At 42.4% G+C, this 12,284-nt stretch carries 14 protein-coding genes and 1 tRNA gene; 12 read left to right on the top strand and 3 right to left on the bottom strand.

Annotated elements, in window-relative coordinates; translation table 11 throughout:
- Positions 1-236: 236 nt before the first annotated feature.
- Positions 237-312, bottom strand: a tRNA-Pro gene (locus MCUP_RS03240).
- 44 nt (positions 313-356) lie between these two features.
- Between MCUP_RS03240 and MCUP_RS03235 the strand changes: the two genes are divergently transcribed.
- Entirely contained in the window at positions 357-1,076 is a 720-nt protein-coding gene (locus MCUP_RS03235) for a helix-turn-helix domain-containing protein (RefSeq protein WP_048057711.1), read from the top strand.
- Here MCUP_RS03235 and MCUP_RS03230 read toward each other — a convergent pair.
- Positions 1,042-1,389 (bottom strand): nascent polypeptide-associated complex protein, encoded by a 348-nt coding sequence (locus MCUP_RS03230; protein WP_013737234.1) that lies wholly within the window; start codon positions 1,387-1,389, stop codon positions 1,042-1,044. The two genes, MCUP_RS03235 and MCUP_RS03230, sit on opposite strands and share 35 nt — an antisense overlap.
- Positions 1,390-1,447: 58 nt before the next feature.
- Here MCUP_RS03230 and MCUP_RS03225 point away from each other — a divergent pair, with 58 nt between their 5' ends.
- From MCUP_RS03225 to MCUP_RS03185, 9 genes are all read left to right on the top strand, one after another.
- On the top strand, positions 1,448-2,713 hold the full coding sequence (locus tag MCUP_RS03225; RefSeq protein WP_048057423.1) for an MBL fold metallo-hydrolase: 1,266 nt from the start codon (positions 1,448-1,450) through the stop codon (positions 2,711-2,713).
- Positions 2,710-3,870 carry a threonyl-tRNA synthetase editing domain-containing protein gene (locus MCUP_RS03220; protein ID WP_013737232.1) on the top strand — a complete coding sequence of 387 codons (1,161 nt, stop codon included), beginning with the start codon at positions 2,710-2,712 and terminating at the stop codon, positions 3,868-3,870. The genes MCUP_RS03225 and MCUP_RS03220 overlap by 4 nt, the downstream gene beginning before the upstream one ends.
- Complete coding sequence (gene mvk / locus MCUP_RS03215) at positions 3,857-4,807, top strand: mevalonate kinase (RefSeq protein ID WP_013737231.1); 951 nt, start codon at positions 3,857-3,859, stop codon at positions 4,805-4,807. Before MCUP_RS03220 ends, mvk begins: the two co-directional genes overlap by 14 nt.
- Before the next feature lie 17 nt (positions 4,808-4,824).
- Positions 4,825-6,612 (top strand): glutamine--fructose-6-phosphate transaminase (isomerizing), encoded by a 1,788-nt coding sequence (gene glmS, locus MCUP_RS03210; protein ID WP_013737230.1) that lies wholly within the window; start codon positions 4,825-4,827, stop codon positions 6,610-6,612.
- Positions 6,609-7,667: a nucleotidyltransferase family protein gene (locus MCUP_RS03205; protein WP_013737229.1), complete on the top strand. Its 1,059-nt coding sequence runs from the start codon at positions 6,609-6,611 to the stop codon at positions 7,665-7,667. Before glmS ends, MCUP_RS03205 begins: the two co-directional genes overlap by 4 nt.
- Positions 7,668-7,733: 66 nt before the next feature.
- Positions 7,734-8,135, top strand: coding sequence for a DsrE family protein (locus MCUP_RS03200; RefSeq protein WP_013737228.1), 402 nt, complete (start codon positions 7,734-7,736; stop codon positions 8,133-8,135).
- Positions 8,132-8,350, top strand: coding sequence for a sulfurtransferase TusA family protein (locus MCUP_RS03195; RefSeq protein ID WP_013737227.1), 219 nt, complete (start codon positions 8,132-8,134; stop codon positions 8,348-8,350). The genes MCUP_RS03200 and MCUP_RS03195 overlap by 4 nt, the downstream gene beginning before the upstream one ends.
- Positions 8,351-8,387: 37 nt before the next feature.
- A complete protein-coding gene (locus tag MCUP_RS03190) occupies positions 8,388-9,281 on the top strand; it encodes a pyridoxal-phosphate dependent enzyme (RefSeq protein ID WP_048057422.1) in 894 nt (297 codons plus the stop codon).
- Positions 9,282-9,396: 115 nt separating this feature from the next.
- Positions 9,397-10,062: a BUD32 family EKC/KEOPS complex subunit gene (locus tag MCUP_RS03185; RefSeq protein WP_013737225.1), complete on the top strand. Its 666-nt coding sequence runs from the start codon at positions 9,397-9,399 to the stop codon at positions 10,060-10,062.
- Here the strand turns inward: MCUP_RS03185 and MCUP_RS03180 are convergent.
- Positions 10,043-10,228 carry a hypothetical protein gene (locus tag MCUP_RS03180; protein WP_048057421.1) on the bottom strand — a complete coding sequence of 62 codons (186 nt, stop codon included), beginning with the start codon at positions 10,226-10,228 and terminating at the stop codon, positions 10,043-10,045. The genes MCUP_RS03185 and MCUP_RS03180 overlap by 20 nt on opposite strands.
- Positions 10,229-10,266: 38 nt before the next feature.
- On the opposite strand from MCUP_RS03180, the gene moaA reads away from it, so the two are divergent.
- Both moaA and MCUP_RS03170 read left to right on the top strand, forming a co-directional pair.
- Positions 10,267-11,220 carry a GTP 3',8-cyclase MoaA gene (gene moaA / locus MCUP_RS03175; RefSeq protein WP_013737223.1) on the top strand — a complete coding sequence of 318 codons (954 nt, stop codon included), beginning with the start codon at positions 10,267-10,269 and terminating at the stop codon, positions 11,218-11,220.
- 34 nt (positions 11,221-11,254) lie between these two features.
- Positions 11,255-12,265 (top strand): M24 family metallopeptidase, encoded by a 1,011-nt coding sequence (locus MCUP_RS03170; RefSeq protein ID WP_048057710.1) that lies wholly within the window; start codon positions 11,255-11,257, stop codon positions 12,263-12,265.
- Positions 12,266-12,284: the final 19 nt, after the last annotated feature.

Here is a 12,284-nt window from a genome sequence, read left to right as displayed (position 1 = left end):
ATAATATTTTTATATATAATAATTGTTAATATTTACATTATCTTGTTATAATAGATTAGTGTATTCACGTGATAAATTAAAGCCATGAGAACCGTCGTGAACACAGGTGTCGCTAGAATTCACACATTAGTTTATAAAAATATAAAAGCTAGAAATAGATAACTAAATTAAGATATTCTTTAATATTAATAAATTTAATTATATAAACCAGCGTTTCAATTCGTGAGAACAAACAATGGGCCCGCCGGGATTTGAACCCGGGATCACGACGACCCGAACGTCGCATCTTAATCCAAGCTAGACTACGGGCCCTTTGTCAACTTAAATTATAATATGATTATTTATAAATGCTTTCAATGGCAACCGACTACATCGTTGAAAGCGTAGCTAAAAGAATTGCAGGAGACATAGTGTGGAGCAGAAACCCTGGGCTAGCGATGAGGAAGTGGCGCGAGACGTTTGGAGTTTCTCAATCTGAGCTATCTAGAATATTGAGGATATCCCAATCAGTTATTGCCGATTACGAAAGAAATAGGAGACAACCTGGAAGCCTAATGGTTAGAAAATACATAGAGGCCCTGATAGAGGCTGACTCAAAAAGGGGTTTCAAAATTGTAAACGAGCTAGGTAAACTCTTCTCACTTAACTTCCCCTTCATTATGGACATGTCGGACTTCGTTAGACCTGTTTCCTTTCAGGAAGTGATAATGGCAGTTGATGGGATACCAGTGATGGCTAACCTAACTAACGCGCAGTTCTACGGATATGTAGTCACCGACAGTCCAAAAACCATTATCTCGCTCAGTGGAATGGAATTTTATCAGTTTCTCTCTATAACATTGAATAAGATTTTAGTATTTACTAAAGTTTCAAGCGGAAGATCTCCAATGATAGCGCTTAAGATAGCCCCTATGAGACCTAGACTAGTCATCCTACACAGGCCGCTTAAGATGGACCCCCTTTCAATATACATAGCTAACATGGAGGGTATAAACGTGATTGTGTCCACAAAAAGGACAGAAGAAGACTTAATTGAAGGGCTCAAGAAGCTTGCCCTTCAGTCAAGCTTAAAATAGCTTTAGCTATGTCACCATTAGATTTCTTAAGAGCCTCTCTAACCTGCTCTTCCGACTTTCCGGTCTGTTCCATAACGAACCTTACGTCTTCCTCGTTTATTTCCAGCTTCGGTTCTGCCTTAGCTTCGATCTTTGTAGTTCCCCCGATTATAGTTATGGCCTCCTGACCCATTACGTTAGCCTTAGTCACCATCGGTGACTCGATAACTATTGTCTCATCTTTGGTTTCAATTATTACCCTTAATGCGTCTATGTTTTGTGTTTTTATGCCCATCTTTTCTAATTTCTTAAGATCCTTAGGATTGACCTTCATTAGATATTTTGTACTATTACTCAAACTTAATATTTGCGGTTGGAAATTGTTAAGAGAGATGGAATACAGTATAAAGATTCTTGGTGGAGGCAATGAGGTAGGTAGAGCTGGAATAGAAGTATCGAACTCTAATGAGAGCGTTATCCTTGATTATGGTGTGAACTTCAATCAGAAAGACGAACCTAACTTCCCCCTTCAGGAGGTTCCGTCTAAGGTCAGTGGATTTGTGGTTTCACACGCTCATTTAGATCACGTGGGAGCGCTACCTATTTATCAGATTTCCTCAACCAAACCGATCTACGGCACAGGGATTTCCAAATACATAACTGAACTAATGCTTAAGGACTTCATCAAACTCTCAGGACCTAAAGTTCCTTACGAATGGGTTGAAGTGAAGAAGAGTATGGATAACTTCAAGACTTTTAATTATAAGGAGGAAATAGAAATCGGATCGTTCTCTGTAACCACGTCTAGCGCAGGTCACATTCCTGGAAGTGCCATAACTGTGGTTAAAACCGAAAAGGGGGACGTCGCGTATACTGGCGACATAAACGTGGCAATGGCCAAGCTAGTGAAGCCTGCCGAATTAGATATAATGAGAAAATCTAAGGTAATAATTACTGAGGCCACTTACGGTAAGTTCAATCACCCTGCCAGAAAGAACGTAGAGGACGAGTTCTACACTTCAGTGATTGAGACCCTTGAGGGAGGAGGTACGATACTCGTTCCGGCGTTCAGCCTATCCAGAAGTCAGGAAATACTGTCAGTTCTAGCTGAAAGGAACATTCCGTATCCTGTCTATTACGACGGTTTGGCCAGAACTATCATGGAAATAATGATAGACAACAGCCAATACATTAACGATAAGGAAGCCCTAAGGAAAGCCTATGAGGAGTTCACTTACGTTAGGGGATGGGAGGACAGAAGAAAGGCTTACAAAAGCAACGGCGTAATAGTAGCTAGCGCGGGGATGCTTAAGGGAGGACCGGCCGTATACTACTTTAAGAAATTGTCTGACAACTCCAAAAATGCGATTTTCTTAGTCAGTTACCAGGCTGAGAACACACCGGGGAGGAAATTACTGGAGCTTGGGAAATTTGATGAATCGTCGCCATTATTGAAAGCTAGGTTACAAATGTTCGACTTTTCGAGTCACGCTGGTAAGAACCAGCTCTTGGACATAGTGAAGACTTCTGAATGCCTAGAAAAGATTGTTGTCGTCCACGCTTCACCTGATAACGCTCAAGCTTTCTCTGATTACGTTAAGGAGAAACTGGGAGTAGAGGTTTTAGTACCGGAGAATGGACAAGAGATAAAGATATGATACTGTTATTCATACACTCCTCAAAGTTCTCGTTTGAAGTGAAGGAGAAAGCTATTGAGAGAGCAGAGGATCCTGATCCTAAGTCGTTTTCCGCAGAAAACACCTTAGCAACTTTCACCACAGTTGAAAGAGGAGACGATAACGAAATTGTTGAGAAGGCTATTTCTAACATCATTGATGTAGCCCTAAAAACAAAGCCAGATAACGTAGTAATATACCCTTACGCCCACTTGTCATCAAACTTAGCCGAGCCGACAGAGGCTATAAAAATACTAGACGAGATGGTTCAAAAACTCAAAGAGAAAAACATTAAGGTAGTTAAAGCTCCTTTCGGCTGGTACAAAGCGTTCTCATTAAGTTGTTACGGTCATCCTTTGAGCGAACTCTCTAGAAGGATAAACAAGTCAATAGAGTATCGAAAGTCTAAGGAGATGGAAGTCTGCCTGAAGTTTAGATCCTTCCCTCCAGGCTGGGCGTTTATGAGGAAAGCGGTGATAGAGAGGGTAAAGAGGGACCTTAAAGCTATAGGAGTAGTCTATGGAGAAGTTAACGTTACGGGTTACATAAACTTAGAGTTTACGAAACCCGAGGGAAGAGAGCTTCCTTGCGTGAACGAGAACCCAGTGATGATAGCAACTTATCGGGGGGACGGGCAACTAAACTATCCTTCAGATTTTAGCGATTCTGAGAATAGATATTGGATATGGAAAAGGGAGAACGGCTCCATTAAGATAAACTTGGGCTCACTTCTGTATTATCTTCTCTTAACCTCTAAGGAGAAGCAGACTCCGAGTCTTCCCCTTTGGCTCTCCCCTATTCATGTTAGAGTCCTGAAGTTGACGGAGAGCGAAGAAGTTGATAAGTTCTCTCTTTCACTAAAGGAGAGAGGGATAAGGGTTCAAGTTGATGACCTCGATGAGGGGATAGGTAAGAAGATAAGAAGAGCAGGAATGGACTGGATACCTTACGTTGCCATAGTTGGAGAAAGAGAGCTTCAGACAAAAAATCTAACGGTGAAGGTGAGAGATGGATCAGAACAAAAACCAATGACGGTAGAGGAATTAGAGAAGGTTGTAAGAGAGGCTGACGATCTGATGTTACCTTCAAATTTACCTTTGAGTATGAAGGAGTTGAAAGGAGTTTATGAGAACGGTTGAGGCCCTAGTCCCCCTTAAGTTGACACTCTTCGGTGAACACGCGATAGTTTACGGAGAACCTGCCATAGCTATGGCCATCTCAGAGTCAATGAAGGTCACCGTTAAGGAGAGCGACAGAACTATAATATCCTCGTCTTCCCTTCACATAGGTAACATAAGGGTTAATCTTCAAGACATGAGAGTGGAGAGCGATCAAATAAGTAAAGCTCTCTCGTTTGTAATTGAGGCGCTGAATTACTTTGAAGAGAAGAGACCTGCACTGATAAACATAGAGTCCTCAGTAGATCCATCGGTTGGTCTAGGCACCAGTGCTGCTGTAATAGTGGGTGTCATAGCGGCATACTCTAAGTTCTTGGGCTACGATTTCACTAACCTGGAGATAGCTAAGATATCACGTAACGTGGAGAAAAAGGTACAGGGTTTAGGAAGTAGGATGGATACCTTTACCACTTCCCTGGGAGGGATACTATATTTTCCTAGAGGATCTGAGAACGTAGAGAGACTGAGCTCCTTGCCTGAAATAGCTAGCGGTTACGTAAAGAGAACCGCTACAACTGCTGAAATATTAAGGAGAGTGAAAACCGTGAAAGAGAATGGAAGGGAGTTTAACGAAATCCTAAAGCTAATAGGACTAGTAGTGGAAGACGCTAGAGATGCTCTAGATAAGATGGACGTTGAGACTTTAGGTCAGTTAATGTATATAAACCATGGCCTCTTGATGTCTCTAGGAGTCACCTCCCCCATTCTAGACGAACTAGTTTCCACTGCTAGGAACATAGGCCTCCCTGGATGCAAAATGAGTGGTGGCGGTGGAGGCGGATCAGCTGTCTGTCTTAAGTCGCCTAAAGCTGAACTCCTTTTAGAATCAAGGGGATTCAAGTTAGTTAAGTCTGAACTAAATAGAACAGGAGTGACGATAAAGGAAATAAATAGCTAAGTCTTTAATCAACTCTCATGTGTGGTATTATTGGAGTAGCCTCTATTGAACTTCGGGACTCCGCTTTAGCCAAGATAACGCTTGAAGCGTTAAAGAACTTGGAATATAGAGGTTACGACAGCGTTGGGATGGCCTCCATGGATAGCTCTCACCTAGAGGTGCGTAAATGTACAGGAAACGTTGAAAAGTTCGAGAGGAGCAGAAATCCGCTCTCTATGAGGGGGAACATATTTCTAGGCCACACTCGTTGGGCCACACATGGAGAGCCTAGTGACGTTAACGCTCATCCTCACCTGGACTGCTCAGGTGAAATAGCCGTAATACACAACGGAACTATTCTCAACTTTATAGAACTTAAAGAAGATCTCCTCTCTAAGGGACATAAATTTTCAAGTGAAACGGACACAGAGGTAATCGCGCATTTGATTGAACACTATAGAAAGGTTGGAATGGACAATTTTTCCGCTTTCAAACACGCTATGTATGACATCCAAGGAGATCACGCTGTCCTAGCCATAATTAAAGGTGATAACAGAATATTCTTCTCTAAGAGAAATAGTCCGCTAGTGATAGGACTCGGAGACGGGATGAACCTAATATCCAGCGACGTTTGGAGTCTAATTCACGTTACTAACAAGACCATACCGATCGGAGATGATGAGCTAGGTTACATAAGCGCTGACTCCTTCTTTGCTGAGAAGTTCTCAGGGGAAAGGATCAACCTTATGTCAAGGCTAGTTATCCAGCAGTTTGATCAATCTGCTACATCTCTTCAAGGATATGAGTCCTTTATGATAAAGGAGATAAGGGAAAGTTGGGGCGCAGTTAAAGACACCATATCTGGACTGATGGAGGACTCAGCTAATTTGGGAAAGGCGGTGAAGGCTTTAGATAAGGCTAGAAGGATTCTGATCGTGGCCGCGGGGACAAGTTATCATGCGGGACTAATTTTCGCAACTAGACTGTTAAGGGCAGGTAAAACAGTCATCCCAATAATAGCTTCAGAGCACGATACCGTAAAAAGTGGACAGGATGACGTAGTTTTAGTGATTAGTCAGAGTGGAGAAACTATGGATTCATTGTTAGCACTAAAGGATTACAAAGCCCAAGGTTCCTTCATTATATCTCTGACGAACACGTTAGGAAACAGCATCTCATCGTATAGTAACGTTTCGTTACACACTAGGGCAGGGCCAGAAATCGGAGTTGCTGCCACGAAGACCTTCACCTCACAAGTTGGAGCCTTACTTTTGATGTCCTCTCTTTTGTTGGGTGAGAACTTGGATTATCTAAAGGAGGCCGAGAACGTAGTATCATCTAGCTTTTCCAAGTCTATAGGCTACGCCGAGAAGATAGGTATCGAGATCTCAAGAAAACAGAGCGTGTATTATCTAAGCAAGGGAATAGGGGTCCCGATGGCCATGGAAGGAGCTTTGAAGATAAAGGAGATAGCATACATTCACTCCGAAGCCTATCCTGCGGGAGAAAGCAAACACGGACCTATCGCTCTAGTTGAGAGGGACTTTCCAGTTATATTCATAAACACGGGAGAACATGTTGAAGAGTTAAGGAACAACTTGAAGGAGATGGAAAGCAGGAAGGCAAGAGCTTACGTAATTAGCGCAGGAGTTGAAATAAAGAGCGACACCGAGGTAAAGGAGATACTAGTTAACGTAAGTGACCAGAGGCTTGCTCCTCTGGCTCTAGCTCCCCCTCTCCAACTCATAGCTTATTATGCAGCTAAAGAGAGAGGAACGAACCCCGATAGGCCCAGAAACCTGGCTAAAACGGTGACGGTAAGATGAAGGCTCTAATCTTAGCTGCTGGTAAAGGAGAAGGCCTTAGACCATACACTGAGAAGGTTCAAAAGGAGGCAATAAGCTTGGTTGGGAAACCGGTAATTAGATACGTAATCGAAGGTCTTATGTCAGTAGGTGTGAACGACTTTACGATAGTGGTTAATGAGAAGGGTGACCAAATAGTCCGAGCAGTTGAGGACATGAATATTAAATTGAATACAATAAAACAGAGATCTCCAGGGATTTCTGGGGCTGTTTCGGACGGTCTTGAGAACATGGATGACACCTTTGTGCTAGCTTTTGGAGACATTGTAGCGCCTTCTGAGTTCTATAGAGAGCTCATGGTTACGTTTAACAGAACGGGCTCCCCGGTCTTTTCTACAGTTCCAGTGTCATCAGGATTGGACACGTACGGACTGGTTAAGGTAAACGAGGGTCTACACGTTGTCAGTGAAGGGTCAACTTTAGCCTTAGCCGGAGCGTATGTGATCCCTAAGAAACCTTTTAACGACTTCCTCTCATTTCTAGACCAAGTAGCTAAGGACGCGGAGTACTTCGTTTGGACGGGACCTTGGATTGACATAGGTTACCCAGAGGATGTAATCCAGGCCATAGAACAGCTACTAAAAACCGAATCGTCGAGAATATCTAACAAATCAACAATATCTAGCACTGCAGTTATAGGAAAGGGTGTGATAGTAGAGGATGGTGCTGTAATAGAGGACTTCGCAATAATTAAAGGACCGGCTTACGTCGGTAAAGACGCTTACGTCGGCTCTTACTCGCTCATTAGGGATTTCTCCTCAATTGAGCACGGAGCCGTGATAGGTGCATACTCTGAGATATCTCACTCGCTCATAGGAGCTAACGCTGTCATAGGCTCTAAATCTTACATAACCCACAGCATTGTAGGAGACAGAACTAGGATAGGCGCATCAGTAATTACCGCTAGCTATCCTGCCTCAACTAAGAGACAATCCACTGAAAAGTTCGGAGCTCTCATTTCACCTGACGAAAGTTTACCGCATGGCGTCGTAGTAGGTCCGTCTTATAGGAAATGACTCTAGGTAAACTTTATAGATCTCTTTTTAGCCACTCTTTTAATGTAGTTTTCGTTTCATATCATTATGGGTAAGCTAACTATACTGCTTGCGGATAACAGCATGGACAAACTATATCACGGCCTCGTTTTAGCTCTTGACGCAAGATCATTAGATTGGGCAGTGAAGTTTTTTGTGACCTCTCAAGCGGTGGCCATTTTCACGAAAGAAAATAAGGGAAAATCAAAGCTTAAATTGGGTTTCCTAGCCAAACTATTCGTAAAGGCTGAGATGAAAAGGATGGGATTGCCTGATCCTTCAGTGTTAATAGACGAGGCAATAAAGGAGGGTGTGGAGTTCTACGTAGATGAGGTAGGGTTAAAGATAGCTCACATAGGGAGAGGAGATCTTTTAGAGAACGTTAAATTGTCAGGCGGAATAACTTTCCTCAAGGAGGCCCAGGACTCTGACGTGGTGGTGACGCTATGAAGGTGATCAAAACCAACGAGGTGTGCCCAGTAGTGATATTAAAGGTAATGAGAGAATGGAGAACGGTTTCAGGCGAGGAGGAGCTTATGGTAAGGACACCTTGGGAGGCAGTGACTCAGGAACTGGAGAAATGGTGCAACGAGACCGGGAATCAATATCTGGGATATACGAAAGAGAACGGAGAGTTCGTTATAAGGTTAAAATTGAGAAGATAAATTATTATATTACCCTTTCAAACTATCCCCAGGGTAGATGCGTATTGTGTACTCAAATAAAGTCTATTTTGATCCCATCCAACTATTAGAAGAAAACTGGCCCACACCTCTTCTTAAATTATCTATAGGTCAAGACGTATGGGGGAAACTAGAGTTCTACAATCCATTCAGTCGAAGCATAAAGGATAGAACCGCTATCTATCTCTTCAAGGAAGCTCTTAAACGTGAAGCTAAGAAAATAACTGAGGCTACGTCAGGTAACATTGGGATAGCCCTCTCCTCTCTATCAGCAATCTATGACAGAGAGTTCGTAGCGTTCATACCTAGTCAAGCTCCTAAGGCTTTCAAAATAGCTATGAAGATTCTTGGCACAGAAGTGATCGAGGCTGGGAAATCAACTAACGATTTACTACCCATCGTGAAGGAGTTCGCTAAAAGCTCAGGTAGCTACCATCTAAATCAGTTTAACAGTCCTCTAAACGTTAAGGCTCACGTTGAGACAACCGCTAGGGAGATAGACGAACAGTTGAGGTCTGTAGACAGGTTTCCTCAAAGAATAATTGCTACAATGGGCACAGGAGGTCACGTGACTGGAATCTCAAAGTATTTTAAAGAAAAATATAAGGACGAGGTTGAGATAATAGGAGTTGAACCTGCGGAAAACAACAGAATACCAGGTATAAAGAGGCAAAATGGAGACACGCTAGTTAACAACGCGATCATAGATAGAGTAATGGATATAACGTCTAAAGAGGCGATACAAGGTGTCATTAAGGTGGCTAGATCGTCAGGCATAATCATAGGAATAAGCTCTGGTGCTACAGTAGCCGCCTACGAAAAGCTCTCGGATGATAAGACCACCGTGTTGATATTTCCAGACGACGGTTTCAAGTACCTAGACGAGCTATACCAATCTATGTCAGAGGAATGATGACATGTATTATGCGGCCTCTTTAAGAGACCCTATTTGTTCTCATTTTCTCCATTTATGGAACATAGGAAATAAGCGACAGAGATATATTAAATGAAAAGTTCATTACTATACTATGAAGTTAGATGATGCTATTAGAGTTTTGTACTCACAGACTAAGATAGTGAAAACAGATGACCAGAAGTACGTTGTGAAATGCTACGACTCAAGCGTAGCTGTAAAGTGGTATTTTATATCGTCCATGTTTAGACCCTTTCCATATGTGGCTAACCCTATAACTAGAATGGACAGGGAAATAGAGTTCATGACCTACCCTTGGAAAGGGATCAAAGTTCCAAGGATAATCGACTTCGATACGGAGGAGAAGTGTATAGTGAGGGAGTTCGTGGATGGAAATATTCCCAGCACGGCAGAAGATCTAATTAGTATAGGTTCCGCACTAAAGGAAATACACAACAACTACTTCGTGTTGGGCGACTCAAAATTTGATAACTTCCTGATAAATGAAAAAATTTTCGTAATTGATGCGGAAGAGGCTATAAGAGGATCTGAGCCAGAGCTGAGAGCTTGGGACCTTCTCGTGTTTTTCCTCTTTGTAGCGTATAAATTTTTTCAGGACCTCAAAACCTTTGAGAGAGTTGTCCAAGGTTTTTTAGGATTATATGAGCCAGAAAGGGACGTAGTTACGAACATGATAAGCCTTAGGAATGTACAACTTCTATCTATCTTTCCACCCTTTCACCTAGGAACGGTGAAAAAGATTATTTCCGAATTTTTATAACTAGCTCCTTTTCATTTCTCTCTAGGGCTATCTGAGAATCCGTTATCTTAGTTCCACAAGCAGGACATCTATAGAAGTACCTTATCACTTTTTTGTTGTTAGTCACCTCTGCCTCAGATATGAACTCCATCTTTACTCCGCATCTGGGACATATGACATCGTTCATATTCATGCTTATAAATTGCCGATTGGATATAAAGTTTAATGATTGACAGATACGGTAGACCATTAGAAGATCTCAGAGTAACCTTAACTCACGTGTGCAACTTCTCCTGCTTCTTTTGTCATATGGAAGGAGAGGGAACTCAAAGTGTTGTAGGCCTTTCGCCGGAGCAAATAGGACTAGTAGCTAAGGTCAGTGTAGAGTTCGGGGTCAAGACGGTGAAATTGACAGGTGGAGAGCCAACGTTAAGGAGAGACCTCCCTGAGATAATACGTACGATAAAGCTGTCAGGCGTAAGAGAAGTCTCGTTAACTACTAACGGGTTCTTGCTCTCTAATATAGCTGGGAAGCTGAAGGAGGCAGGATTGGATAGAATAAACGTGAGCCTTCACGCTCTAAGCAAGGAAAGGTTTAAAGACGTTACAGGAGTGGACGGCCTTGACAGGGTCATCGAAGGTATAAAAGAAGCGAAAAGGCAAGGCTTGAGACCGATTAAGCTAAACTATGTCTTAACAAAGAGGAACGATAGCGAGATAGAGAACATAATTCGGTTCAGTGAGACTAACGAAATAGATGAGCTCCATTTGATAGAACTTCATCCTGTTGGATTAGGCAAGTCCTCCTTTTCCTATCACATGAGCATGGAGAAAATAGAGAAAGATATAGCTAATATTGCAATAAAGTCTGAAATTAGAAATAAACACTTTAGACCTAGATATACCTTACCATCTGGTCTTGTCATAGAGATAGTTAAACCCTATGCCAACCCAATTTTCTGCGCCGGTTGCAACAGAATCAGGTTAACTGTAGACGGAAGGCTGAAGACTTGTTTGTACAGAGACGACAGGGAAATAGACATATTGTATGCTCTATCCTCTAGTAGCCTTAGCTATGAGGAGAAGTTGGAGCTGATCAGACATGCGTTTGAGATAGCAATTTCTATTAGGGAGCCAAACTTTAAGTATTTGACTAAAGTTGAGACTTTACAAACTTGAAAAGATAAAGGAGAAGTTAAACGCAAGGAATCTAATGATACTAGGCGAACCGAACGTCTTCTACTTTACCGGCTATAGAGGAGCCGGTGGTCTGTTAGACTGCGATGGAAATAAGGTCCTGCTGGCTCCCCTTTTAGAGAGGAATAGAGCGCTTAAGGTAAAAGGGATCGACGTTAAACTATACTATCCGTTTAAGATAGACGATGAAGTGATTGAAGGAAATCTGACTACTGCGATGAAACAAATATGCAAGCCGTCGCCTAACGATCAGGTGCTCGTTGATGTAGGATACGTTCCTACTGAGATTTATATTCAGCTAAACTCAATTTATAATATAAAGAATATCACTCAAGAAATACTAGAGACTAGGGCGATAAAAGACGACCAGGAGATAGAGATGATAAAACTTGCACAAAGAGCTACCGCTGAAGCCATGAAAAAGGCCGGGTCCTCACTTGATAAGGATATGACTGAAATTGAGCTAGCAGGACTTATAGACATGACGATGAGACGAGAGGGCGCGGAAGATTACGCTTTCCCATCAATAACGGCCTTTGGAGAAAATGCTGCTGAGCCCCATCACATCCCTACAATGAGGTCCCTGAAGTCCGGAGATACCGTAGTGGTTGATATAGGGGCCAAATATCAAGGCTACTCCTTCGATAGTACCAGAACTTTTCTCTACAACTGCTCCGAAAAGGCAAAGAAAGTGTATGAAACGGTCCTAGAGGCGCAGTTAGAGGCCATAGACACTGTGAGGGAAGGTGTAGAGGCCTCAACTGTTGACAAGGTAGCTCGCTCAAGAATAGAAAGAGCTGGCTATGGAAAGTACTTTGTTCACTCTACTGGACATGGGGTTGGGATAGAGGTTCATGAGAACCCCACTATATCCATGCGATCCAAAGATTTGCTAAAGGAAGGTATGGTAATCACTGTCGAGCCTGGAATATACATCGAGAACGAACTTGGAGTAAGGATAGAAGATACGCTCATAGTGAGGAAGGGAAAACCGGAAGTGCTCGAGACGGTTTATAAAGCGATATAAGTTTATTTAATATAAGAAT

Source organism: Metallosphaera cuprina Ar-4 (assembly GCF_000204925.1).
Taxonomy (GTDB): domain Archaea; phylum Thermoproteota; class Thermoprotei_A; order Sulfolobales; family Sulfolobaceae; genus Metallosphaera; species Metallosphaera cuprina.
Note: the sequence above shows the minus strand (reverse complement) of the source record. Positions and strands in the feature narration are given on the sequence as shown.